40 protein-coding genes are annotated in these 25,568 nt (G+C 26.2%); all 40 read right to left on the bottom strand.

Annotated features, from left to right (window positions below; translation table 11 throughout):
* Positions 1 to 54: 54 nt before the first annotated feature.
* Positions 55 to 342: a hypothetical protein gene (locus tag ACTG46_RS21915; RefSeq protein WP_479924419.1), complete on the bottom strand. Its 288-nt coding sequence runs from the start codon at positions 340 to 342 to the stop codon at positions 55 to 57.
* 75 nt (positions 343 to 417) lie between these two features.
* Positions 418 to 1,479: a CHC2 zinc finger domain-containing protein gene (locus ACTG46_RS21910; RefSeq protein WP_479924418.1), complete on the bottom strand. Its 1,062-nt coding sequence runs from the start codon at positions 1,477 to 1,479 to the stop codon at positions 418 to 420.
* A 9-nt stretch (positions 1,480 to 1,488) separates the two neighbouring features.
* Entirely contained in the window at positions 1,489 to 3,063 is a 1,575-nt protein-coding gene (locus ACTG46_RS21905) for a DnaB-like helicase C-terminal domain-containing protein (protein ID WP_479924417.1), read from the bottom strand.
* Positions 3,063 to 3,596, bottom strand: a complete 534-nt coding sequence (locus ACTG46_RS21900) for a hypothetical protein (protein WP_479924416.1) — start codon at positions 3,594 to 3,596, stop codon at positions 3,063 to 3,065. The genes ACTG46_RS21905 and ACTG46_RS21900 overlap by 1 nt, the downstream gene beginning before the upstream one ends.
* 62 nt (positions 3,597 to 3,658) lie before the next feature.
* Positions 3,659 to 4,216 (bottom strand): ERF family protein, encoded by a 558-nt coding sequence (locus tag ACTG46_RS21895; RefSeq protein ID WP_479924415.1) that lies wholly within the window; start codon positions 4,214 to 4,216, stop codon positions 3,659 to 3,661.
* Positions 4,217 to 4,255: 39 nt separating this feature from the next.
* A complete protein-coding gene (locus ACTG46_RS21890; RefSeq protein ID WP_479924414.1) occupies positions 4,256 to 5,149 on the bottom strand; it encodes a hypothetical protein in 894 nt (297 codons plus the stop codon).
* A gap of 219 nt (positions 5,150 to 5,368) precedes the next feature.
* Positions 5,369 to 6,022 (bottom strand): hypothetical protein, encoded by a 654-nt coding sequence (locus ACTG46_RS21885; RefSeq protein ID WP_479924413.1) that lies wholly within the window; start codon positions 6,020 to 6,022, stop codon positions 5,369 to 5,371.
* A gap of 11 nt (positions 6,023 to 6,033) precedes the next feature.
* The gene (locus tag ACTG46_RS21880; protein ID WP_479924412.1) at positions 6,034 to 6,594 is read right to left on the bottom strand and encodes a hypothetical protein; all 561 of its coding nucleotides are present in this window, start codon (positions 6,592 to 6,594) and stop codon (positions 6,034 to 6,036) included.
* A gap of 42 nt (positions 6,595 to 6,636) precedes the next feature.
* Positions 6,637 to 6,789 (bottom strand): hypothetical protein, encoded by a 153-nt coding sequence (locus tag ACTG46_RS21875; protein WP_176699523.1) that lies wholly within the window; start codon positions 6,787 to 6,789, stop codon positions 6,637 to 6,639.
* 17 nt (positions 6,790 to 6,806) lie between these two features.
* Positions 6,807 to 7,244 (bottom strand): hypothetical protein, encoded by a 438-nt coding sequence (locus ACTG46_RS21870; RefSeq protein ID WP_479924411.1) that lies wholly within the window; start codon positions 7,242 to 7,244, stop codon positions 6,807 to 6,809.
* A complete protein-coding gene (locus ACTG46_RS21865; RefSeq protein WP_479924410.1) occupies positions 7,238 to 8,359 on the bottom strand; it encodes a PcfJ domain-containing protein in 1,122 nt (373 codons plus the stop codon). Before ACTG46_RS21865 ends, ACTG46_RS21870 begins: the two co-directional genes overlap by 7 nt.
* 67 nt (positions 8,360 to 8,426) lie before the next feature.
* On the bottom strand, positions 8,427 to 8,741 hold the full coding sequence (locus tag ACTG46_RS21860; RefSeq protein ID WP_479924409.1) for a hypothetical protein: 315 nt from the start codon (positions 8,739 to 8,741) through the stop codon (positions 8,427 to 8,429).
* Positions 8,741 to 8,992 (bottom strand): hypothetical protein, encoded by a 252-nt coding sequence (locus ACTG46_RS21855; protein ID WP_479924408.1) that lies wholly within the window; start codon positions 8,990 to 8,992, stop codon positions 8,741 to 8,743. The genes ACTG46_RS21860 and ACTG46_RS21855 overlap by 1 nt, the downstream gene beginning before the upstream one ends.
* A gap of 102 nt (positions 8,993 to 9,094) precedes the next feature.
* Positions 9,095 to 12,223 (bottom strand): PHP domain-containing protein, encoded by a 3,129-nt coding sequence (locus tag ACTG46_RS21850; protein WP_479924407.1) that lies wholly within the window; start codon positions 12,221 to 12,223, stop codon positions 9,095 to 9,097.
* Positions 12,224 to 13,363, bottom strand: a complete 1,140-nt coding sequence (locus tag ACTG46_RS21845) for a hypothetical protein (RefSeq protein WP_479924406.1) — start codon at positions 13,361 to 13,363, stop codon at positions 12,224 to 12,226.
* 51 nt (positions 13,364 to 13,414) lie between these two features.
* Positions 13,415 to 14,920, bottom strand: a complete 1,506-nt coding sequence (locus ACTG46_RS21840; RefSeq protein WP_479924405.1) for a DNA cytosine methyltransferase — start codon at positions 14,918 to 14,920, stop codon at positions 13,415 to 13,417.
* Positions 14,921 to 14,971: 51 nt separating this feature from the next.
* Positions 14,972 to 15,133, bottom strand: a complete 162-nt coding sequence (locus ACTG46_RS21835) for a hypothetical protein (protein WP_479924404.1) — start codon at positions 15,131 to 15,133, stop codon at positions 14,972 to 14,974.
* A 128-nt stretch (positions 15,134 to 15,261) separates the two neighbouring features.
* Positions 15,262 to 15,420, bottom strand: a complete 159-nt coding sequence (locus ACTG46_RS21830; protein ID WP_479924403.1) for a hypothetical protein — start codon at positions 15,418 to 15,420, stop codon at positions 15,262 to 15,264.
* Between the two features lie 26 nt (positions 15,421 to 15,446).
* Positions 15,447 to 15,911: a DUF5662 family protein gene (locus ACTG46_RS21825; protein WP_479924402.1), complete on the bottom strand. Its 465-nt coding sequence runs from the start codon at positions 15,909 to 15,911 to the stop codon at positions 15,447 to 15,449.
* Between the two features lie 12 nt (positions 15,912 to 15,923).
* Positions 15,924 to 16,190: a hypothetical protein gene (locus ACTG46_RS21820; RefSeq protein ID WP_243193670.1), complete on the bottom strand. Its 267-nt coding sequence runs from the start codon at positions 16,188 to 16,190 to the stop codon at positions 15,924 to 15,926.
* Positions 16,191 to 16,220: 30 nt separating this feature from the next.
* Positions 16,221 to 16,496: a hypothetical protein gene (locus ACTG46_RS21815; protein ID WP_243193729.1), complete on the bottom strand. Its 276-nt coding sequence runs from the start codon at positions 16,494 to 16,496 to the stop codon at positions 16,221 to 16,223.
* A gap of 86 nt (positions 16,497 to 16,582) precedes the next feature.
* On the bottom strand, positions 16,583 to 17,002 hold the full coding sequence (locus ACTG46_RS21810; RefSeq protein WP_479924401.1) for a hypothetical protein: 420 nt from the start codon (positions 17,000 to 17,002) through the stop codon (positions 16,583 to 16,585).
* A gap of 18 nt (positions 17,003 to 17,020) precedes the next feature.
* Positions 17,021 to 17,920: a DHH family phosphoesterase gene (locus ACTG46_RS21805; RefSeq protein ID WP_479924400.1), complete on the bottom strand. Its 900-nt coding sequence runs from the start codon at positions 17,918 to 17,920 to the stop codon at positions 17,021 to 17,023.
* Positions 17,921 to 17,959: 39 nt separating this feature from the next.
* Positions 17,960 to 19,213, bottom strand: a complete 1,254-nt coding sequence (locus ACTG46_RS21800; RefSeq protein ID WP_479924399.1) for an RtcB family protein — start codon at positions 19,211 to 19,213, stop codon at positions 17,960 to 17,962.
* A 73-nt stretch (positions 19,214 to 19,286) separates the two neighbouring features.
* Positions 19,287 to 19,613 (bottom strand): hypothetical protein, encoded by a 327-nt coding sequence (locus ACTG46_RS21795; RefSeq protein ID WP_479924398.1) that lies wholly within the window; start codon positions 19,611 to 19,613, stop codon positions 19,287 to 19,289.
* A gap of 60 nt (positions 19,614 to 19,673) precedes the next feature.
* Positions 19,674 to 19,958 (bottom strand): hypothetical protein, encoded by a 285-nt coding sequence (locus ACTG46_RS21790; protein ID WP_479924397.1) that lies wholly within the window; start codon positions 19,956 to 19,958, stop codon positions 19,674 to 19,676.
* Positions 19,959 to 20,005: 47 nt separating this feature from the next.
* Positions 20,006 to 20,353: a hypothetical protein gene (locus tag ACTG46_RS21785; protein ID WP_479924396.1), complete on the bottom strand. Its 348-nt coding sequence runs from the start codon at positions 20,351 to 20,353 to the stop codon at positions 20,006 to 20,008.
* A gap of 20 nt (positions 20,354 to 20,373) precedes the next feature.
* The gene (locus tag ACTG46_RS21780; protein ID WP_284182630.1) at positions 20,374 to 20,910 is read right to left on the bottom strand and encodes a hypothetical protein; all 537 of its coding nucleotides are present in this window, start codon (positions 20,908 to 20,910) and stop codon (positions 20,374 to 20,376) included.
* 11 nt (positions 20,911 to 20,921) lie between these two features.
* Positions 20,922 to 21,098, bottom strand: a complete 177-nt coding sequence (locus ACTG46_RS21775; protein WP_284182629.1) for a hypothetical protein — start codon at positions 21,096 to 21,098, stop codon at positions 20,922 to 20,924.
* 19 nt (positions 21,099 to 21,117) lie between these two features.
* On the bottom strand, positions 21,118 to 21,705 hold the full coding sequence (locus ACTG46_RS21770) for a hypothetical protein (protein ID WP_284182628.1): 588 nt from the start codon (positions 21,703 to 21,705) through the stop codon (positions 21,118 to 21,120).
* A 205-nt stretch (positions 21,706 to 21,910) separates the two neighbouring features.
* The gene (locus ACTG46_RS21765; RefSeq protein ID WP_243193657.1) at positions 21,911 to 22,096 is read right to left on the bottom strand and encodes a DUF7167 family protein; all 186 of its coding nucleotides are present in this window, start codon (positions 22,094 to 22,096) and stop codon (positions 21,911 to 21,913) included.
* Between the two features lie 21 nt (positions 22,097 to 22,117).
* Complete coding sequence (locus tag ACTG46_RS21760) at positions 22,118 to 22,405, bottom strand: hypothetical protein (protein WP_479924395.1); 288 nt, start codon at positions 22,403 to 22,405, stop codon at positions 22,118 to 22,120.
* Between the two features lie 49 nt (positions 22,406 to 22,454).
* Positions 22,455 to 22,853, bottom strand: coding sequence for a hypothetical protein (locus ACTG46_RS21755; protein ID WP_284182620.1), 399 nt, complete (start codon positions 22,851 to 22,853; stop codon positions 22,455 to 22,457).
* Between the two features lie 36 nt (positions 22,854 to 22,889).
* Positions 22,890 to 23,291, bottom strand: a complete 402-nt coding sequence (locus ACTG46_RS21750; RefSeq protein ID WP_479924394.1) for a hypothetical protein — start codon at positions 23,289 to 23,291, stop codon at positions 22,890 to 22,892.
* Complete coding sequence (locus ACTG46_RS21745; protein ID WP_479924393.1) at positions 23,281 to 24,057, bottom strand: hypothetical protein; 777 nt, start codon at positions 24,055 to 24,057, stop codon at positions 23,281 to 23,283. Before ACTG46_RS21745 ends, ACTG46_RS21750 begins: the two co-directional genes overlap by 11 nt.
* Positions 24,058 to 24,071: 14 nt before the next feature.
* Positions 24,072 to 24,398 carry a hypothetical protein gene (locus ACTG46_RS21740; protein WP_021425136.1) on the bottom strand — a complete coding sequence of 109 codons (327 nt, stop codon included), beginning with the start codon at positions 24,396 to 24,398 and terminating at the stop codon, positions 24,072 to 24,074.
* An 18-nt stretch (positions 24,399 to 24,416) separates the two neighbouring features.
* Entirely contained in the window at positions 24,417 to 24,605 is a 189-nt protein-coding gene (locus ACTG46_RS21735; RefSeq protein WP_107612882.1) for a hypothetical protein, read from the bottom strand.
* Between the two features lie 107 nt (positions 24,606 to 24,712).
* Positions 24,713 to 24,994 (bottom strand): NUMOD1 domain-containing DNA-binding protein, encoded by a 282-nt coding sequence (locus ACTG46_RS21730; protein ID WP_479924392.1) that lies wholly within the window; start codon positions 24,992 to 24,994, stop codon positions 24,713 to 24,715.
* Between the two features lie 156 nt (positions 24,995 to 25,150).
* The gene (locus ACTG46_RS21725; RefSeq protein ID WP_479924391.1) at positions 25,151 to 25,390 is read right to left on the bottom strand and encodes a hypothetical protein; all 240 of its coding nucleotides are present in this window, start codon (positions 25,388 to 25,390) and stop codon (positions 25,151 to 25,153) included.
* A complete protein-coding gene (locus tag ACTG46_RS21720) occupies positions 25,391 to 25,540 on the bottom strand; it encodes a hypothetical protein (protein WP_479924390.1) in 150 nt (49 codons plus the stop codon).
* Positions 25,541 to 25,568 lie beyond the last annotated feature (28 nt).

Raw genomic sequence — 25,568 nt, 5'->3', positions numbered from 1 at the left:
ATTTATGTTAATAATCTTATAAACACATATATTAATTCTATTAAAATGATAATTTTATTTATTTTTTTTCTTATTTTGTTCTTTATTTTTTATTTCTTTTGCCTCTTCTTCAATCAATTCAATCATAGTGCTTATAAAAATATCTGTAAATATTTTTTTGTATTTTTTAAACTTTTCATCTGTAAGATTTAATTCCTGTTCATCTACAATGTTTTGGAATCTATCATTTGCAAACTTATTTAAATATTTTTTTGAATAAGTAATGGTAAAACATGGTTTAAATGATTTAGTATATTCTTTAGTCCATTCTGCTATATTATTTAAATCTATTCTAATGCCCATAGTGCCTCCTTTAATATATAGCACATATTTTAATTTTATTTATTTAGTTCTTTTTACTCTATATCAACAATATAATTAACTCTTCATTAGACTATCTATATCAATTCTATTCTTTAATAATTTTTCAAATACATGTTTTCCCGAATCACTAGGACTGTCTTTATACTCTAGTAAATTATCTTTATCCCAAATTACACTTATAGTTATCTTATCTTTGATGTCTTGTACAGATTTATATATCTTATTTCTCCATGTAATATATTCTTCATCTCCTTCTGTTTTAAATTGCCTATCAAAAGCTATAATTAATTCTTTAATGCCTAAATCTATTAATATTTTTTTTTGTTCTCTACTGAAATTACTGCCACATATAGCTATAGAAGGATTATTTTTATACATAGTAGCCATCTGCAACACTGATTTTTCACCTTCAAATACTATTACTTTTTTAGAGTTTTTAATAGATTTTCTATTTATATTTAGTCCATATAAGTTAAGACTTAACCTATGATTATAGCACTTATTGTCATACCATAATGGAATATATTTACCAAAATTTTTAGCTTTATCTTCATCTAAGTTTCTAACTCTAATACCAACAGGTCTTTCTTTATCATGCCAACAGAAGTGAGGAATTATTATTTGATTTTCATATGGATTGTAATATATTTGATATGCTTTAAGAACTTCAAAAGATATGTTTTCAAGTTCCCATTCTTTAATTGGAGTTTGTTGAAAAGTTTTATATACATATGGCTTTTTAGGGGTAGGAAGTAATTCTATTTGTATGTCTTTAATATCATCTATTTTATTTACTTTTTTCTTTATTCTAAATCCTTTCCTTAGCATTGGTTGACTTGAAATATCAAAGAAATCTTTTATTTCATTAATGGCATCTTTAAATTCATATTTATTTATATGTATTAATAAATCTATTAAGCTACCTATATGGCCACAAGAACTATAACAATGAAATGTTTTACTTTCCGTATAATAAAATAATTTATATGAATCACCATTATGACATAAATGAGTATTAAATATTAATTGTCTATCATTGCTTTTAGGAGATAAGTCCGAACCTAAATATTCCATAAAATTTATCACCTGTTCATTAGTTAAATCCTTTATTTCCATAGTCATCACCTAGTATGACAATTGCCCTCTATAGACCTTTTCACACCTTCCTATTTCTTCAAATCTACCAGTCTTACCATAAAATCTTAGTAGAATCACATCTCCATCTTGACCTCTTCTTGACTTATTTAAAAATAATAATCTGTATTCTTTTTGTAAATCTTTTATATCAAACTGAATATACTCTCTTTCAGTAGTCTTTTTTAGCTTATTATATTTTAGTCTATATGGTTTTAAAAAGAATTTTTTATTATTTGAATCTAATTCTAAATCATTAACTACTTTTCTCATAAGCATTAATAATCCACACACATTCTTTACCGCTTTAGCTTCTGCTAAATCTGAAGCTGATAGGTAAGAACTTTTATTCTCTTGAGCCGTTACTAATTGCATAGATAGAAGTGTTATTACATTGTATTTATTTCCAAAATTATCTAGTAATTTAGAGTTTTCTATTAACCTTCCTGTATAATTTGCATCTGATGAATTTTCTGACTTGAATGTATCAACTGCTATTACAGTAAATCCCTCATGTGCTACAAGTTCTTTACTTTTTCTTAATATCTCAGATATCTCAAACTCTTCCATATATATAAATTTTAGACTTTCTTCAAATCCTCTGTCTTTCAAGAACATTTCTATCTTTTCCATAAGCTCTTCTTCAAACTCTGTGAAGTCTCCATTGTCAATTTTATTTCTATCTAAATCATGATAATTAAATATGTTGTATGCTATAAATGACACTAACATACTTTTAAAATATTGAGATTTTTGTTCATTCGCAAATATAACTACTTTTTCACCTTGATATATCATAGATAATATATAATTAAAGAACAATAATGTAGTTTTTCCTATTCCTGAGAATCCAGATATTATATTTATTCCACCACCTTTACCAAGTCCATTAGTTCTATTTGATAATACTGGTAAACTATATATATACTTAAGTTCTTCATTGTCACTTAATCCTATTTCTTTTTCATTGTACTCAAACATAATATTATAAGGTGTTCCTGCTTCAGTTTTTTCTTTTAGTTTTTCTCTATCTTCTTTAGTAAGTAAAAGATTTTCTACCTTCATATTATTCTTTATGGAATTTACACTACAGGAAGATATTAATCCCTCATAAAATTCTTCAACTTCTCTACAACTCATAGATTGGAATAATTCAAAAGGAATAAATTTTAATTCATTATGTTCCATCTCTTTTGTTATATTAAAACCTCTTTTATCTAAAGCGATTAATAGATTGTTCTTAGCCAAATCATCAATATATGCCGATATATTAGTTTCTTTTCCATACTCCATAGCAGATGATAAACTATTCCAACCACCATATTTTTCATATTCAGATTTAAGTTTATTTGAAGATACAAATTTAGCCACACTTGCTTCATCGAGTTCACTATGGGTTTTAGACATTGTTCTTCCTAATGAGAAAAAGAATTTTACTTTATCTATTATGAAGTCATTTTCACTAATTTTATATTCACTAAAAAGAGTTAATGATTTTAGCATTGTTCCTAAAACTAAAGTTTCTATAATACCTCTATCCTTTGTTATTTTTTCATATGCACTCATTAATTCACCTCTTTAATTTTTTCAAATAAACTTTTTCTTTTATTAGTAAGTACCTTTTTAGGAGCAATTACTTCATAACATTTTTCACTTTCTTTGTATATCTTTTCATTTTCCTTTTCATATTTTATTTGCTTATTTCTAATTGTTATATCTCTAATACAACCTTTTAATATAGTAAATACATAGCATAATTTAGGATATTCTTCTTCTATATCTTTTCTGTAGTTAAGCAATTCTATGATTTCATCTTTTTTTTCAAGCATACAGTCATATAATTCTTCTCTTGTATAACCACTTTTTATTATCTCTTGTAACATCTTATTTTTTTGATTACTTATAACTGTATAGCCCATAATATAATCTATACCAAGTTGACATTGTTTCCAGAAATATATGTCCTGCTGCTCTTTTCTATATTCCCATTCATTACAGTAATACCTATTCTGCTTATTCCCTCCAGATGTAATATGTTCTACTTTATAAGCATCTTTTGTATCTAATTTTGTCTTACAAACCTTACACTTACAATTCAAGTTTTCCCCTCCTTATGCTATGTATTTATTGCTACCTCATTTAAGAGGTAGCATTTTTTTACTTACACTCTGCTTTTCTTAACTGTTGTATTTTCTTCTTCAGATTTGCCTTTTGATTTGTTTGTTAGAGAATTACCATCATCGTCTTCCTCGAATGATAATGCTAATACTGATTGAACTGCGTATCTTCTTAAGTAAGTTTCTAATGCCCCTCTGGCTTGTATATCATTAGTCTTAGCTGGTTTAAATGGTGCGGAATTTGACTCTATGTATTCTCCTGATGAATGTTTAAGTTTAGTTTTTATATATACTTTATCATTGCCTGCATCTTCTGCTGACTGCATTAGGATTAAATCATGTTTTGCTAATAATGGATTTACTGCTTTAAGAATTGTATCTAGATTTGCATATTTAGACCTAAAAAATGGATTTGTATTGTCTTTTGGAATTGACTCTATATCTAAATGGAATGCTATTAATGCTTTTGTTATTTCAATTTGGCTATCACTTTCTTTTAATCCTTCTATCCTATTTGAATATAAATTTGATATATTCTTTTTTATCTCCTCATTTATTACTTTCTTAAAATCATCGCTCATTATTTCTTCTTTAACTTCCATTCACATCTCTCCTTTTTAATAGTTTATTTAATTTATAATTTAGAATGGTACATCATCGTCACTTATTTCAACTGTCTTACCATTTTTGTCAATATCTCTTTGTTTTTCTTTTTCATCCTTTTCTTTTATTTTTTCCTTCATTGCTTCTATATTTTTATCTGTAAAAGGATAATTTTTATCACTTAATATTTCATCTCCTTCTTTCAAAGGCTCATCTCCACCTTCTATTTCTAAAAATACAAAAGCACTTTTTTTAATTCTTGAACCAAATCCAGCTGATTTACTGGTAATTATAGACTTGACTGTTCCTTCAAGAAGACCGACATCTCCCACCTTATATAGACTTTTAAATCCTTCTATCATATCTTTGTTATGTATTCTAAACGTTAGATTGCAACCTTGCTTACCATACTTATTAATTAGACCTTTAATCTCTAAGTACTCACCTAAGTCATCTTTTTTTTCTTCTATATTTTCAATTAATGCATATGCCCTCCAAACTTGACTTGCCTTTATTGGTTTCACTATTTCTCCCTTGTCATCAATTGGATTACCTTTGTCATTATATTTTTCTCTGTTGCAAAAAGTCCCTGATATTTGGAATCTCTCTTTCTTTTCACCATCTTTATAGTATAAATTGTTGTCTAAGGAACAAACACATCTAACAATATCTCCTTTTCCATTTTCTGCTCTAGTTTTTATTTCATTAGCTATTGTCTCTATCCCTAAAAACATTTGATTTGGTGAACCATCTGACTTAAACATTGATGTAAAATAGTCTACATTCACTGATTCATTTGGTGACGTTTCAACTTTTAAGGTAAATCTTATTGCTTCTTGACCAGTTCCCTCATTCATTCTAGCTATATTCAATATGTCTAAAACTTCTCCTGATACAAATACTTGATTATAGTTTATTCTTTTTTCTGCCATTCACATTACTCCTTTTTAATTTGTATTTTATTCAGTTGTTGCTATACTTAATTTTTCCATATACTTATAATAACATGTTCTATTTATTATTTCAATACTTATTTTTAATTTTATTTAGTTTAATTAAAGAATCCTCCAGAATATAACAAACTGAATATTATTATTGTTGAAATTACAGATATTTCAAAACTAGTTTTCCTTCTTCTACTTTCCCATGAATTATTCTATGATAAGCTGCTTTGAATATGGAAGTGTTTCTATCCACTTACAGAATGTATCTTGCCATTCTTCCTTTAAGCGATGTGATTTTCTTTGCTGGTACATGTTTCTTAATTCTGCATAATTTGTATTTAATGTCCTTTCTTGTAGATATCCTTCTGGTAACAATCTTTTAGCTCTTACAAGCTCTGTTCCATCTCCACTATTTTCAAAGTGTATCCTTGCTAAATTATTTATTTCATTTATTAATAATTTTATTAATTCTTCTTCTCTTTCATCAAAGATAAAGTCATCTAATATTAACTTTTTATTTTTATCAAAAAGTTTATGCATTGTTGAACAACTATTTTTTGTTCCAAATTTGTATGTATCTGCTTCACTCCACCAATATCGAGGCATTGTTACATCTACCCAGACTTGTATTTGTCTTAAAAACTTAGCATGTTCTGAACCTGCTATTATTAATTGCCTTGCCAAGTTCATGTCTTTTTTTCCAATATGAAAATTTTCATATCTCATATTGTCACGACATCTATAATTTAGATAATAAATACTATCACTCATATGCCAACTATTCATAGGATTTCTCATCCCTTTTATTGAAGAATAAAACCCGCTTACACACGTATTTTCAAATTTCATTTTTTTATTCAATTTACCAACTCCTAACCTTCAACTATAATATATCCTTCTTTATAATGCCTTCCCATATTATTTACTCTCTTATAATATTTGTAATCACTCTCCCCATCTAATCTTGATACAAATACATCTATTGCATTAGAATTACCAAAATATTTATTAGAACCTCTATCTTTAACTACTTTTAAATTTCCATCAACCAATATTTTAGTTCCAAACTTAAGATGATTATTAGCTACAAAACCATATCTTAATATTTCTCCGGTTGCTGTCACAGCTCCATGTTTACTATTTTCACAGTTTAAAGAAGTATAATAGCTTACTTCCCATGTCATAGGAATTAGTTTTTGTATTTTAACTCCTAATTCTTTCTCTAAATTAATTCTTTTCATTTCTAACTTATATTCTTTACTATCTTTATATTGCTCCCATTCGTATTTGTACATTAAGTCAATATTCTTAGTTGTATTTAGCATTATGTTTTTATTTATATTACTAGTGTCAACTTCTTCTGTATTAGCAAATATAGTTACAGTACTACAAATTATTAAAGCTCCTGTTACAATTATGTTTCTCCACCTCATATATACCTCCCAATCATATTAAAATAATAATTTTAATCACTTTTATTTAATAGCATCATCTAATTCTTCTTCAGTCGGCTCTTTTCCTTCTCCATTCCATTCAAAAGAATCTTCTAAATATGCACTTGGATTATAACAACAACCATCACAATCTGTATATCTGTTTTTACACATTTGTTTAAATTTACAGTCCATAATAATACCTCCTAAAATTATTTATCATTTATTTCATCTAATAATAAATTTAGTTTATGTTTTGCTTTTTTTACTTCAATTCTAGCTAGACATAATTTAATACCTTTGTCTAAATTAAATTCATCTATATCATGACAAGTAGCCGAAGCTTTAAATCCATCTTTATCAACTATCACTTTTTTATGATTCGTTCTATACCTACATGTATCTCCCATACTAAGAGAAGCTCTTATTTTCCAATCATCCCAATTATATTTCTTTTTCTCTTTATTATTTACTATTTCAAAATGCTCCTTAAATTCACTATAACTCATAAATCCCATTCCATAATCTGTTTTAAAATGTATATTTCCATTAATTTCTATATATGTAACTATAAATATATCCCCTATTTCCAATATTCCAAGACCTTGTATTTCCTTTATTAATTTTATTTTATTTCCTTCTATTAGCATACTTTCTTCATCCTTTTCATTCTATCGTTATATTTATCAATTGCTTCTTGTTCTTTTTCATTAACATCTCTATTATATTTACCTTTAGCCTGTACTATTTCTCCATTTCTAACTTCAATTGTTACTAGACTTTTGCTTAAATTATCTTTTCTTCTCATAAATAATATATGACATTTCCCATCTATGACATTTTGAATATAACTACTCACACAATTATTTTGTTGAACTGCTTCATCTTTAATTTCAATTGTATTTTCAGGATATATAAATTTATAATCTTGATAGGCATATTCTAATGTTTTATCTATTCTTTTATTGAATATTTCTTCTTCAAATTCAGTCTTAAGTCGATTATAATTTCGGGATGCTATTTTATGAGTTGTCAAGAAATGCCTTGGATATTTTTCGTATTTATCACTTATTGCACTCATCATAATGACATAATCATATAATTCATTTAGAGTACTTTCAAGTCCATTTAATGCTTCATATGTCATTAGGTTATCTATATAATTTATAAGAGATTGAGGCTTATATTTATATGTATCTATTAATCTATCAAATATTGTTCTATAATAACCATAATTAAGAAGTGATATTAAATCAGTTTTTCTTATTGAATTTAATTCTAAGCTTAACAAATTATTATATAAATTGGGATTTTCATTATAATTATGTATTAAGCTTTCATTCAAGGTTATATTATAATTTCTACAAATAGAAATAAGACCTTTTGGTATATCTTTTATTTCACAGTATATAGGATAAGTCACCTTCTTCAGTCCTGCTGAAAATAATTGTTCATATTTAGAATAATTCTGTATTTCATTTAAAAAACTACCTATATTTCTTATTCTGTTTATTTTTCTTCCCCATGTTCTACTATTTATACTTCTATTTACTCTCTCATCAACAAATTTTAGAAAGCCTCTGTAATGTTCTTCTTCAAAAGAGCTTATTACTTCTTCCAGATTGTATCCTCTAAGTTGGGTACATATGTCTTTTACAATTTTACCTGATTTACCTACACACTCTCCTGTTGCTAAATTATATTTTACATTTTTACCATCCTTGAATTCAAACACTAAAAATTGTTTGTTTTTATATGCTTTCAAATAGTACTCTCCTCCTTTATTTAATGATGACAAATGTATGACATAAATTATTCTTTATTAAAATAATTTATTTAACAATTTTTTGGCAGTTTACATACTTTTCTTTCGACCCTTTATTATTTCTTACTTCTATGAGCTTATCTATATTTTCCATATATTCTAAGTTATCAGATATTCTTATAAGACTTTCAAGAAAATAGATTGAGTAACTTTTAGGAATCTTATTTCTTATAGCTAAATCTATAGCTGTTTTAGCAGCATTATAACTTTTTAAATGTGTATGTCCTTGTTCAAATTTTTTATTAGTATTATATACAATATATCCAGTACCAGATTTGATAATAATGTACTCTTTTCTTTCATATATTTTATTTGATTTCATTATAAATCCTCTATTTTGTGCCATATCATTTCTAACTTTCCATATTTCCTATTTAATTTTCTTCTAATATCGTACGCAGATTTAATTTCTTCTTTTACATTTTGCCACTCCTCCAAAACTTCCTCATGCTCCTTATTTTCTTTTTGCAAAAAGAGTATTTCTTCATTTAATTCATCAATTTTCATACTTAATTCTCTATTTTTTTCTAATAAATCATAGTGTCTTTGTTCATCTATAAGTATTGAAATCACTACCTTTCACCTTCCTCTTATATGCCATTTTGAGATTGTAAGGTACAAATATAAACAGTATTTTATACAAAGCCTTAGAAAGCCATATACGAGGTCATATTTTTAATTTTCTATTTTCCAATATTCTTGAATCCACCATTCCGTTTCTGTATTACTTTTAATCCATTTTTCATCTACTTTTTTATATTTAGCTCTTTCTTCAATTGATTTTAAATAAATCAAATCATAAACATCAATTTTATTGTCCTCAAAAACAGCTTTACTTACTTTTAGAATTTTTTTATTGCCTGATTTTAGATTATACAGTGTGAGTTTAGGAGAATATTTAGTATCCATATCTATTACTAAACAATGCCTTGGATTTGAACTATTGTCTTTTATATCACATGAGCCTACAAACTCAAAATGAGTTTGTATTTTTTTACTAATTGGTATGTCAGTACTTTCGATTTGATTTACAAGATAGGAGCATAATTCTTTCGTATCTACCTCTTTAAACTTTTTTCCTGTTTCTTTATTAGAGTATTTTCTCATAACCTTTATATCACATGGTAAACTATCTTTTTTAAATTGTTTTTTATTATAGATTGAGTTGTAAATATCATAAACTTTTAAAAGTTTGCTAGACTTTCCAAATTCCTCAAAGAAATCTAATTTAATTAGTATAGACAATTGTTTAGAGTTTATTTGTCCTTGCAAGTCATTCAATAGTTCTAAAAATGAATCATATTTATTATCTTTAAGAGAATATAGATACTCTCCTATATCAGAATTTAAAAATTTAATAGATTCAATCCCTTTATAAATACTATTTGTTTTTTTATCAAAGAAATATTCAGACTTGGAGAATCTAAATTTAGGGTTAAAAATATTCACACCTCTTTTTAGTGCGTATTCTGTTATTTTAGATGTTTTTTCTATGTTTCCATTATTTATATTTAATAAAACTGAAATAAATTCTAGCGGATAATAATATCTAAGATAACCACAAGCATATCCTAAATAAGAATATGGTGTTGAATGATTTAATGAAAATAAATAATCACTTGCATCTATTATTACATTTAAGAAATTTTCTATTAATTTTTCTGATTCATATTTACTAATACTATATCTTTTATTCATAGTATTAATAAATCCTAATTTAATTTTTGGTATGAACTCTTCTGTCCCATCTTTTTTCGCAAATCCTCTTCTTACAACATCTGCCTCACCCATTGAATAACCACAGAACTTATTTAAGAATTCTAATATTTGTTCTTGGTATACTAAAAATCCAAGTGTTGGAGCTAAAAATTCATTTAAAGCTTTGTGTCCATTATCCCTAAATTGTCCATTAGCCAATTCATCTCTATAGGAAGCTCCTGCTGGTCTTATAGCTCCATTACCAACAGAAAATATATCTATATAACTAAAATTTGGATTTGCTTTTCTTATTCTTTCTATCGTGCTTTTAGAAAACAATTGCTTTAAGTATGCTTGTGCTGAATCAGACTCCCACTGAAATATTCCTAATGTATTATCTCTTATGCTTTCCCAAACTTTAATATCATTAACCATATTATCAGGAGTTAATCTAGGAATGTTAGCAAGTTCACAGGTTTTATTTACAATTTCCACTGTATCTAATGCAAGTAAATCAAGTTTTACATAATTCTGGCGGTCGATTTCCTTCATATTTAACATAGTAACTGGATAGTCACATGTAGCGAGTGTTAATGTTCCCATGTTTTCGTCTAATGGTACTGGGCTTACAACTAAACCGCAAGGGTGTGTACCAATTGAAACAATTGTACCATTTATTATGTCAACATATTCAAACAATTCCTTATAAATACTTCTATAATAATTCTCTTTTGTTTCAATATTCTTGCACATATCATCTATTTCTGATAATGGAACATCTAATGCTCTTCCAACATCTCTTATACTTCCTTTTAAAGCTACAGTGTTAAATGTTATTATATCTGCACAATATAGTTCATCTTTGCTATATATATACTGTTTAACTTTTTCCCTTCCTATGGAATCCCAATCTGTATCCACATCTGCCAAACTTATTCTTTCTTTGTTCATAAATCTTTGGAAATTTAAGTCATGTTTTATACTATCAATATCAGTCATTCCAATAATATAACATATCTCACTACCTGCAACTGACCCCCTAGAATATCCATGATATATATTATTATTTCTTGCCCATTCCTTTATATCATTATCTAATAATAGAAAATCAATAGCTTTATTATGCTCAAAAGTTTCTAATTCTTCTCTAATCCTTGGTAGATATTCAGATTCATAATTTGGATATTTATGAATTCCTCTTTTTTTAATTCCTTTAATAATTTTTTCTTTTAAAACATCCTTTGGATTTTTATATAATTTAGGGTACTTATAGCTTTTATCTACCTCAAAAGTTTCTATCATGTCTGAAAGTATGTTAGTATTATGAAGTGCTTTTTTTACATTCTCTATTGGAATTGCTTTTTGCTTTAAATATAGCTCTATTAATTCATTGTAAGTTTTTAAAGTTATATCCCATTTGTCCTCATCACTAAAATGAATGTTTTTAGCTTTTTGCAATATCTTTCTTCCTTTTGCATGTGTTTCATCAAGAGCATGAGTGTCCGTGCCAATAATTAAATTAAGACTATATTTCTTACTTAACTCATATAACTCTTTGTTTAATTTAATCTGTTTTTCATCTAAATGATGTTGTATCTCTAAAAAACATCTATTTTTATTTTTTATAATGAAGTCTAAGAATCTTTTTTTAATTTCATCATTTCCTTTTCCAAATATTCCTCCTAAACATGCCGTAGTTACTATTATATTTTCACTTGTTTTTATTAATTCTTCAAAGGAAATTCTAGGAACATAATAAAAATGATTGTCTTTTCTGTTGTATGAACTTGAAATCAATTTATTTAACTCTTTGACACCTTCTAAATTTCTACTATACAAACAACAATGATAATTGTCTCTTACTTTTTCATCTAGTGTTTCTGTTATATAACATTCAACTGCATGGATATATTTTATACCATGTTTTTCACACAAGCTTTTTTTCTTTGACCAATCTAATATATTACCATGCTCTGTAAAAGCTATAGACTTCATACCTAGATTTGCTATTTTAGAAATGTATTGCTCTGGCTTTGTTACACTATCTATATTAGTTGTACCAGAAGACCTATCTGTATGTATATGGGTTATTGTATAATTGTTCATCTATACCTCTTTATATTTTTCAATTAGAATTTTTTCATTTCTAAATCCACTATCATATAGTTGTTTGATTTTCTCGTTATTCACAGATATGTTGTTTTTTCTACAAAAATTAGATATACCTACTTTCTCTCCATTTTCTAAATTTACATATCTATAGTTTGCAGCTTTACTCTTTTTATTAAGAATTTTATATTTTATAATATCAAGGTTGTTTGGAATATTATTTAAAATTATTTTATCTATTTTCCTACTATCGACCGCTGTAAACCCTAGATATCTATTATCACAATTCTTTATATATCCATTAATTTTAAGATTGCATTTCAAAATTTTAATTAAATGTTCTTTTTCTTCTAATGAATATGCAGCCACACATAAATCCCAATTACTTTCGCCTCTATAACCATCATCTAACATACATATTGAGAATGACAATTCATTTAAATTGTTCATTAATTCTACAACTTTCATTTCTCTATATTTTATAAAACAATTATGTATTCGGCTAGATATCCTATAAAATGGTTGACATACATAACTATTCTGTTTAAAATATTTTTCTTTTTGAGGATAATATTTGGGAGGAGAATTAAAGAAATCTTTCATAATATTGTATTTCCAAAACAGGTAATCTTTTTGATTTTCTGCATGAGATATGATAAATATTGGTTGGTCAAGTCTTTTGTCTATATGTCCATCCCCTAAAAGAGAACCTATTACAATGTCTTTTTGAATGCAATTGAGTTGTTTATTTTCTTGTCTATATTTTTGAGTTAGTTTGTGCTTTTCTGTACACCACTTTTCAATCACTCTTTTACTTACATTTGCTTCTTTTGCCATTTCATCATGATTCAACCCTTCTACAATATATTTCTGATAGCACCAATCATAACTTTGATAAACAGACTTGAAATTAGAATTGTTTTTTAATATAGGTGCTTTAATATTGTTTTCTTTTACTATTTTCTCTAATGCTTTATAGCTAATTTTTAAATTTTTAGAAATTGAATTTATACTATACCCACTTTCAAATTTTTTTATAAGATACTTTATGAAGTCATCATTATATATCCATTTATTTTTTTCTTTCCATAACATTTTTGTATTTTCTATAATCATCACTCCTTTTAAAACTGACATTTTATAGTCAACTTGAAATAGATACTCTTCCAAGTTTCTCTAAGTTTCTAATTATATATGTTCTTGTAATAGTTTTTTGAATATTGATTCTAAGACTGGAACACAAATTGAATTACCTGCTTGTTTATAAAGTTGTGTATTAGATATTTTGATTTTTATACATTTATCTACATCTTCATCGTCAAAGCCCATTAATCTCCAACATTCTTTTGGTGTAAGTCTTCTTATTCTAAAACTATCTATAACTTCAAATTTCTCATTTTTATTTGTATTATCAACTATACAAGGTTGTCTATATCCTCCTTGCATAGTATCTAAAGTAGGACATAATTGTTCTTTATCCCACACACTTCCTGCTTGATGCTTTGATTTTTTTGTATCGAATAATCCTCCTAATCTTTGAGATTTTAATTCTGTAATAACATTATCTTTTTGAATTGTGGTTATGGTATTTGAGCATCCATCATTCCTCATTTCTAATCTTTGTTCAATTTCACCTTGTTCATTGTATCTACCTCTTATAGCTCCATTTGATATATTATTCTCTTTTATGTATCCCATAGAATATCCATGTGTTCCACTACACAAAGTCATAGATACCCCTTCATCTGATATAACTTGACCTGCTTGAGATTTTGGATACTGAGATACATTTCCTTCTTTAATTATCTTATCTATAATTTGTTTAGGTTGCTTATAGTCTCTTGCTGATAGTGTTGATATACATTTATTTGGATTATAACACCATGCAGATGTGCATTTATCGAATATTAAGTCTCCGTTTTCATTATATGGATTCGGTGCAGTAGTTCCAATAACTTCTAAATCATCATTGTTTAATCTATTCTTGGGGAATTTAGTAAATCTATCCTGTATTTCTTTTGGTAAATAATATTTCTCATCAATATTTTTTTCAAGAAAATCTTTTAATCTGTATTGTAATGGGAAACCTATAGGAAATTCATAAGGAGTGTGAACTCCTAATATTGATATGCAGAAAATTCTTTCTCGATTTTGAGGTATTCCAAAATCTTTTGCATTTAAGATTTGATAATATGATGTGTATCCTAATTCTTTTAAATCATTTATATATTGTTCAAAATTATGTTTATGTTTTTTACTTAATACATTTTTTACATTTTCCCAAACTATATATTTGGGTCTAACATGTTTAACTATTTCAACAGTATTCCACATTAAAGAGGATGCAGTACCACTATTTTTATCACCACCATCGCCTTTCCCTGCTACAGAATAGTTTGTGCATGGACTTCCATGTGTAATTATATCTATATTTTGAGAAAGCTTCGATATATCAATCTTTGATATATCTCCTAGATTTAAACCTTCATTTACATTATGTATAATGGAATATGATTTACTTGCATACTTGTCAATTTCACAATAATTTATTAATTTATACTTTACATTAATATTTTTTAGTGCTTTTTCGAATGCTCCTATACCTGAAAATAAACTTAGTAATTTTAACTCTTTTATAATACCATCTCCTCTGAATTGAATATTGATTGGCTTTTCTGAATCATTTTTTGACATGTTATATTGAATTGAATATTTAGATTTGTTTAATCATTTGGAATTGACATTTTATAATTTCTCTTGTTTTTCTGATTCATCACATATTTGTAAACATATTTCTTCCAAATTACATCTATCACATTTTATATCTACGTACTTATCCTCATATTTGTCTTTATCCCAAAGACACTTATTTGCTATTTCATATCTAAAAATCTCACTAAATTTCATATTATCACCTCTTATTAAAACCATGATTTTATTAATTTTTATATTTTTGATTTGCAAATTTCTGAATTGTAATTAAATATTAGCTTAATAGTATCTCACTCTCAATCTTATTAAAATATTTATTTTATTTAGTCTGTACATTCCATTACAAAATAGTCATCTCCATTATAACCCATACATGTAACTTCTATTTCTTCTTTCAATTCGTCATTATCTATACTTATTTTTAAATCTCCGAATATATCTTTCATTTTGTTCAATTCATTTATAAGTTCGCTAATCTTCATTTTATAAATACCCTCACTTATTATTTTTATTTTACAGTTATCATATTTTTAATCATCTTAGTAGTATTTACCAAAGCTTTATTTAAAATATCATCATCTATTTCAATTGGTCTTATATCACCACTTCTAGCCATACCAGCACATACACAATCTGTTATCATTTCTAAAATATCTATCAGATTAACATCTTCTGGACATCTTGACAATAAATGATGTCTTTCATTTTTTATATGTAATTGATACCATTCATCACCAACAAAATCTGTATTATTATTTATAGTTGATAGAAAGTTTTTGTAAAATAGTTTTTCATCAGATTTTTTAGTATAATCATGTGTAACTCCAGCGACCATTAATTTTAAAGCTAATTCATTCATAACATTTCTAACATCTTGTATATGCATATCATTCGCCTCTTGAAATTCTTTAAAACTAACATCTTTTTTTGCTGTTCTTGTATCTCCATTTGAATTTTTATAAATTATAGTCATTTTCTTACCTCCTTAATAATTTTCTAGTAAAAATTTTTCTATCATAGAAACAATATCATGTACTTCTTTATAGTCTGCATTTATTAATTTGTAATCAAATAACTTTTTAACGACTATTTTTTTACATTCATATCTATAAGGTCTATCATATATTTCTAACTCTATTTGTTTATTTTCTTCTATATACTCTATAGAAAAACAAACACTTCCCCATATATTAAATACTATTCCACTTACTGCTCTCATTACTGGTTCTTCAATTTTAGACCAAAGATTCATATTTACCTCACATTAAAAGTATCATTTTATTTAGTTTTCAACTTTTTCATATGTTATTTCAAATATATCTTTTTTACAAGGATATTTCTCTCCTTTAACTCCTGTTATTATGAAATCAGTCCCCAAAATGTAATGGTCGCCTTCTAAAGTTTTTATATATGGCTTATATAATTTACATTCCTCGCATTTATTATGTTGTTGATTTTCATATATACAATTATTTCTTATACATTTAAATCCATCTTCTAATCCTATTCTATATGGCTCTGCGTCAATAATAATTGGTTTCTTTCTATATCTCATAATTTTCCTCCTATTTAAATTATTTAAATATAATCATAGCACTATATTCATTAATACCATAAGGTGCTGAACTTCCAATTCTAGAGCATTTAATCTCCACAATTACGATTTATTACTTTATTTAAGTCTTGATTTTCCTTTTCATATCTTAAGCATAATGTCATTAAAAATTCATGTTCCTTTAATAACCTATCTATTCTTTTCCTTTCATTCATTTCATAATATCTGTATTCTTTGGATAAGCTATGATATAAGTTATAAAATCTGTCTCTATCATTTTTCATCTCATCAAAAAATGCCTTGGAAACAACCATATCACAATTTTCTTTCGTATTTCCTTCTGTTAAGAGTTCTATTTTCTTAATTGTATTATTTATCATTCTGTTTGTTGCTAACTCATACTTATATAGTTCCTCTTGTTGTTTTGTCATTGTTGTAGATATTTTATCTACATTTGTGAATTTTTCTCCTTTTAGCCACTCTAAAAGTTCATACATTATATTGTTCATAACACCCTCCATTTAAAATTAAGCTTTTATATTAAATATATTTTTTATATAATTGTCTATACAACACTCATCAATCTGACTTCCTGATGCTTTAGGATGACCTCCTCCTCCAAATACTTTAGCAATTTCACTTAGATTGATATTATCTTTTATGGTTCTATATGAAATAATTTCTCGATTAATTATAATTATAAAATCAAGCTCTGGATGTAATTCATTTAATCTATTTCCTAATTCACTTATGTGATTTTCTGCAAATACAATTCCTGCATTATACCCTAAAATTTCTTTAACCATTATAGTTTTATCTTTTTCATCTACATATCTATCTATTTCTTTTTGTTTTATTTCTAATAATTTTAAACTTAATTTATCAAATAAATATATATCCTCATCAATTTTAGTTAACATATCTATTATAAAATCCTCTATTCCTATAATGTACATTAAATCATTTAAATGTTTAGCATCTAAATCATTATATTTATCTTTCCATTCCCATGTATCATATCTCCTAACAAGTTCTATGAAATATTTTAATGTAGGCTCTGAAAGATTATTATAATCTTTTTCTAAATACTCAAATAACATTTGTGTACCACATGTTTTACCCTTACTACACTCTATTTCTATATTAGCCCAATCATAATTATTTAAAAATAGTGCAGTCGGATGATGGTCGAGTAATTGAATTTTATCTTTAATTTTATCTAACTTCTTTGCAACTTCTTCATTCACTGATATGTCTGTTATAAATATCTTTTCATATTTATCATGTTTTTCTAATGTTTCTAACACTACATCATTTACGTTTTTATAATTACAATAATTCACCTCTATTTGTTCATGCAAAATATAATTTGCTATAATATAACAACCTACCCCATCTAAATCATTATGCGTTATTAATTTTATCATAATTTTTTCTCCTTTTGATTTTATTTAAATAATAAGATTCTAATTGCTTTTAAAATTATAAACTGGCTTTAGTACCTCTATTACCTCAATAGTATCTCCTATATTGTTTAAGATGTCCCCTATAGGTTTGTATGCTTGTGGTGCTTCATCTAATGTTGATTGACCTACACAAGTTGTGAATATTTTTTTCATAGATTCTTCAAATTCATCTAAAGATATTTGTTCTTTAGCTTTCCCTCTTGACAAAATTCTTCCTGCCCCATGTGGTGCTGAATAATTCCATTCTGGATTCCCTTTACCTTTTCCTAATATAATCCCATCTCTCATATTTATAGGAATTATTACTGTTTCATCTTTATTTGCAGAAATCGCACCTTTTCTAAGTATCTTACTTTCTATGTCTATATGGTTATGAATACATTCTATAACATCATATTTAATATCTCTTATAAAATGTTCATAGTTTATATTTAAGTTGTTATACTTAAATAATATATCTGCAATTATAACCATTCTATTTGCAGCAGCGTATTTTTGAGCTATACCCATATCATGCAAATAATCCTCCATTAAATTATCTTCTAAATAACACAAGTCATCATTTGGTTTACTCACTTTTTTATCACTAAGAACTTTCAAATATTTGTTTATCAAATGTTCTTTATTGTCTTTTTTTAGAGTAGCTATTAAAAACGCTTTTGCATCATGGTATGACTTTTCATATTTTGTAACGCAATATTTTATAGCTTTATCTTGGTAATATTCAGCTATTTGTTTGCCTAAATTTCTTGAACCTGTATGAACCGTGAGATATATATGACCTTTTTCACTTTTATCAATCTCCAAAAAATGATTCCCTCCACCTAAAGTTCCTAATGACATATAAGCTCTAGTCTTGTTTACATCACATCTAAGATTGTTTATATCTATATTAAATGAATTCTTTAATAATTTTTCTCTTGACTTATTATGTACTTTAAATCCATGAGGAACATAATCTCTTATAATCTTATCTAATTTTGTATAATTTATATCACTAATATATTTTTCTAGTGGAATAGTAGCCATTCCGCAACCTATATCCACCCCTACCAGATTTGGTACTATTTTATCACTTATAGTCATTGTTGTTCCTATTGTACATCCCTTACCCGCATGACAATCAGGCATAATTCTTATACTGGCTTCTTTAAATTCCTTTTGATTACATAAATTTATTATTTGTCCTATTGTTATTGAATCTACATTATCTGTAAATATTTTAGCTTTGTTATATTTTCCTTGAACTTCCATTTATTATTCTCCTTTTAAAACCTGTATTTTATTTAAAGATGCTCTATTAAACAAGAGCATCTTTAAATAATTACTACTCTAAATCATTAATTATTGAATTTAATTCTTCTATTATAAGTTTTAATTCTACTATGTATTTAACTATTTTTATTTTTAATTCTACGTCTTTTTGGTCTTTAGTTTTTATTTTTAATAAACTTTCTTCATTAGCTTTTTTCATTTCTGTCTTTAAAGTTTTATATACTTCATCTAGTTGCTCGAATCTTAAATCCCATAAATCCTCAACTGAAATTAATCCTCTAAATTCAAATCTAAGTTTATTTCGTGTTGCTGTCTCAAATATATTTTCCATACTATTATTTACCTCTCTCTTTAGAATTTTATTTACTTTTTCTTCCATAATCAACTCTCCTTATATTTTATAAAATCTGATTTTTAGTCACATTCTAATGTCTTTCCTCTATTTGACCTTATACTCTCCAGATATTTCAATGTTTTCATTCCTCAGAATAATTTTCCCACTTTCAAACATTGTTAGTGTAACATTTTTTAATTCTATTTCTCCAATATTTAAACTCATACATTCAATAGAAACATCATATTGCCCCTCTTTAACTACTTCTAAAACTTTTTCTAACATCCATCTTGTAATTTTATCTTCTGGAACTAGAGTCCAATTAATATTATATTCTTTAGATTGATGAATTATAAGATTATCTCCAGCTTTTATTTTGTATTTCGTCATTTAAAACCTCCTTTTATTGATTTTTGATAATATTATCCTTATTAAATCTACTCATCTACATTTAATTTAGATAATTTGATTTCATATTCATCAACTATATCAATTTCCTCGTACCAAGAAGACTTAATATCACTTTCAGCCACTTTTAATTGTTCAACAGTGCTTTTTTTCATTCTATCCATCCAATCTTTAGCTTCTTTTTCAGTACAAACTCTATGCATATATAAATGTACAAATTTCCCTTCACGAATTAATTCTTCTGCAATGTAATATAACTTTAAATTCTTATTATCTAAATCTTGTTTATCTTCTGATTCTTCTAAAGCTGATATTAGCTTTTCTGCTAAATCTTCATCTTTTATATCTATGTTTTTTAATATACTTTTTGTGGACATGTCATCACTCCTTGTTATATTTATTTTTTAATCCATCCTTCTGGATAATCATTTCTTAGAACTCTTAATCCTAGTATTTGTTGGGCTTGATGTATAGCATTTTGAAAATCTCCTAATTCAGAAGGATGTTGTCTTTTCAATTTGCAAAATTCATTCCATGCATTTGTCAGATTATCCATAACCAATCCTTCTTCATAACTTAATCCATCATGCCTTTTGCCTTCTCTATTGCCATTCATTGTTATTGTAATTCCATTTAAATCTAAACTATTTTTATTTAAACTTTTTATATAATGTCTTATAGGTTTTACTATGTCTTCAATATCTAAATTTACCTCTCTAAGTAAACTATAATCGCTAGAATCATATTCAACATAAGCTAATTGATTTATATCACTATTAAAACTTAATGATAATTCTGTTTTTCTGGCTATAGGTATTAAATCCTTTTTGCAACTAGGGCATACAATTATCTTTTCATCTAAAAAATAATTATATTCTTGTGATGTTTCTTCTCTATTGAAATATTTATTACAGTTTTCACACCAAAATCTCACAATATCACTCCTTATATTAAATCTAATTTTTCTAATATACTCATTCTTGCACTTTCAAGTTTGCATCTATCACAATTTTTCTTTGAATTCTGCATTCCATCATAGACACATCCACTACGACAAGGATTTGATGACATATAAGCGTCTATAGCTCTTATTTCATTCTGAGTCAATTTTATTATTTTCATAAAATTCTCCTAATCATTTTTAATTAATACATTCTAGCATTTCTTTTCTATATACATTACTATAGACTATTTTTCTTGCTGTTATATCCATTTCTGATTTAGCTTGTTTTTCTTTATATGAAAATTTATCAATGTATTTATCAAGAGCCATTAAACTTTCATTCATAGTATCTAAAGTCTCTTTCAATGTTTTTATTTCAGATGCTAAATTTTCCCTCTTAGCTTCTAATTTTTCTTTCTCGGATGATACTTCTTCCATTATACTAAGATATTCTTTTTCAGATTCATCTAATTTTCTAATCAAGCTTCCAATTATATTTAAATCAATTTCTCTATCAAAACCATATTCAATTTTATACAATGTTATTATTTTGGTGTTTCTTAAATCCGTTATTAATATAATATTATCAGCCAGTCTAAAATTTGTTTCAGTATATTTATCATTAAATCTTCCTGTATAAATTAATTTACTTTGTTCAAACATTTTATTTAAATCTGTTTGATGCTGCTCTTTATTAAGATTAAGATTTTGTTCCACACATTTTTTTTCACATCCTTTAATCCTCTCTATATATCTTCTTAATGCATGATTAGTTACATTTATCATTTTTTCCACCCTTTATTTTGTATTTTATTTAGTTGTTATTATTTTTAAAAAGATTTATAATCTGTGATGTATTTCTTATCTTATTTATAATAATACCACATTTATTTTTATATTTCAATACTTATTTTATATTTTATTTAGTTTATTTTTCGGATTTTATATTTAACTCTACTAGGTAAAATCATATTAAAACTAGTATTTTAACTTAATTCTCAACCTTATACCAATACCAATCTATAAGACTTTCCATAGCATACTCCCATGCGATTTTATCTATATAATCCTCTCTCTCTTCATCAGACATATCTTTTAAATCATCATCATCTATTTCAAGCTCTAACTCACAGCCTGAGCCAACTTTATTAGTTTTAACACATACATTTATTTTCATATTTAGCCCCTTCTATTTAAACTAAACTTTTCCCCCAATCAAAACAGACTTTAACTCATTTTCTTTATCTTTAGAATAACAATATCCATTGTAATTATTCACACATGTTAATAATTTACATCTTATTATATACTCATTTATTATACTATTATTATTATCATATATAGACATTATTTCAGCTAAGGTTTCCCCACAATATTTACATACGAAATCGTAAGTTTCTTGTTGATTTTTTTTAATCAAACAACAATCTTTATCTTTTAAAAACTTATGCCTAAATATACATCTTAAACTCTTAATAAATATCACTCCTTACATACTTATTATTCTTGTCATACTGTTGTCATCACTGAAAATACTAGTTTTCATTAATATCATCATTTAGTTCTATTTCCTCTGTATCTGTAACAACAAACCAATATGGTTTATATCCAAATTCATCTATCCATTTTTTAAATACTTCGCTTATCCTACTCTCTAGTATCAATATATCTTCAACACGTATATTTTCAAACCAATCTTCTCCATACCCTCCAAATTCATTATCAATTTTATCTTGAACACGCTCTAGTGCTTCTCCTGCATCTATGTCGGGTATATTAACCTCCTCTTTTTGACCAACATAAACTAATCTACCGAACTCCCCCAACCTTCTAAGTTCTTCCTTAGCTGCTTCAATAGCTTCCTCTTTACTTTCGTATTCATCACTTGCAAAATATTCATCATCCCAACTATATAGCCACACATCTTTTTGCATATAAATTCCTCCTCTATTTATTTTCTTATCTGTCTCCTAAAATAACTCTGCATTCACATCTCTATCTCTAAAAAATAACTCTCGAATTACCTTTTTATTTTCATACTCAACATCTAATATTTCATAACATTTATTACATAACTCTATGCTTATCTTGTTCCATCCTTCTCTTAATTCATCTCCACATCTAACACAAACCTTATTTTCTTCACAAAGCATAAGAAACTCTTTTTCTTCTCTGTCATTCGCATTTCCAGTTAAAAATATTTCATTTCTATCAAATTCAAATTCTAAATTTTTACCATGAAGATGTCCTATTCCAAAATCACTAAAACCACTTAACATTCTGTTTGATAACTCTCTAATACCTAAAATACCAATACTTTTTCTCCCATTTCTAAAATCTCTATTTGCTGTTAAATCAACATTACTTTTCATTTTTCAATAATCTACTTTTTATTTTTTTAAATAAAGTTAATTTAGGCGGTTCTACATTAGAGTTATTTGTCGTAGGTAATGGCTTTATATTGGTAATCTGCTTATATGTATCATTATTTTTTTCTAAAGAATCTAATTCTTTTTTTAATTCATCTAATGATTTAGGTGTAATTATATACTTTGATATGTCTTGTTTTCCTTTTTTCTTATAATCATTTATCATTTTTTCTAATGTTAAATCGCAATACTCATCTTCCCAGTCTCCAAGATAATAAAATCTATCTACAATAGCTCTGCTTTTCTCATCTGAAAAAACGCCAAATAATATTGGGTCTTTATCTCTCCTCTCTTTGCTTATCTCCTTTGTAATTTTACCTGTATAATCAGTAAACAAAACATACATTTTATCAAATATATCTTTTGTTTTTTCTATAACTTCTACTATTTCATCAGGTATCTCTCTTTCGTAATTTTCGAGTTCTATTATCTTTACTGTATTTTTAGATATATCATCAATATATTTTTCTACATCTTCTTTATATATAAATCTGTCTACTCCAAATTCTATTATTTTTCTTTCTTTTTCAATACATTCAAGTAAAAACATTAATTTCTTAGCACCCTTTTTTTGACCAGTTATAATATATTTGTTTAAAAGAATTAAAGAATTTTCATATACTATATCAAGATTTTCATTTGTATTCTTTTGCTTTCTATTTTTAATATCTTCAAAATAATCTCTAGGTGTTAATTCTATATTTTCCATAACTAATTTCCTCCTTACATCACACCAATTATAAATTTACAATCTACTATCATAAGAATTTCTCTCAATGTTTTGCCTATAAATGGATGATTATTATCATAAATATTTCCTGATATATTTTCACATTCGAATTTATACTCTAATAAGAAATCCCTTATTAATTCATCTGAATCTAAATCTTTTGGATTTGGCACTTCTAATTCATCCCAGCCACATGGATGTATATTACATGGCACATAAATAGTTCCTCCAAACTCATCATGTGATAACTGACAAATTTTTATAATAAAATCATCAGTAAGTTCATCTCTTTCACAAATCTTTCTAAAATTAAAATCCATTTGATATCCTCCTGCTTTTTATTTCAATAATAATTCATCTAAAAAGTCTAAGTACACAGTTAATTCCTCATCTGTCATATTGTCTAAGTCTGCCGAACCTGTTCCTATTTCTTTTTCTGCTTCAACTATAAACTCTCTGTACGTTTGTATATTATCTGCTTCAAGCTCTACATCACATATTCTTTTATCTAAGTCCTCTTTTCTCATTCTTAATCCACCTTTATTATCATAATTTTCAAACTCTTTTAGGTTCATGCTCTGCTGATTTTTACTTAATTTAGTAATTTACATTCAATAGCTATATCTGTAATAGCTTAAATATATCTCACTTTCCAACCATAACTATTCGTCTTTTTTTCTTTAGCTAAACGAGAAATATAACTCAAGCTAACATTTAAATATTCACTTGCTTCTATCCCACCAGAGAATATTTTAATTTCTCCAGTTTTAGTATTAAAACATTCTATTTTTTTATTTTTTCTTCCCTGACCTTTTTGGTTATTTATATTTTTCATTTCACTCAAACTGCATTCAGATATATGTTCTTTACACTCAATATTTTCTAAAAATTCTCCTGCATCTATCCAAACTTTCATCTCATCAGCCCCAAAATTTTATTGATTTATTTATACATTTCTCCACAATTTTTACATTGATATACAATACCTATTTTTGTGTTAAGTTCATATATATCTCCACCACATTCACATTTTTTAATTCTCACTGGCTTACCCTTCATTTTTAGAACTCCTTTATTTTATTCTTCTGTTGAATCTAACAATCTTGTAACTTTTTTTTACAGACCAATCACATGGCAGCAACCCCTTGTCTATTAATTCATATAACATACAATTATGCTCATCAAGATATTTCATATATCCAAGAGGACAATTTTTACAATGTTTAGATTTTGTGCAAACATATTTAATAATATTTAAAGCACTTAAAGTATCCCTTATATCTTTTTCTGTTAACTCAGTTTGATTCTCCATCTATGCCTCCTTATAGTTTTCTAGCATCTTACAATTCTTCTTATTACATTTACCACCACAACCACATTTTTCAATATTTCTAAACAAACCTTTTTGTATTTTCTTTTCAGCACAAAGTTTTTTTAATAAATTAAATTGATATTCTTTCATTTCCATCCCCTTCTATTTCTAATTTGCA

The sequence above is a fragment of the Clostridioides sp. LIBA-7678 genome, from assembly GCF_056716065.1.
Note: the sequence above shows the minus strand (reverse complement) of the source record. Positions and strands in the feature narration are given on the sequence as shown.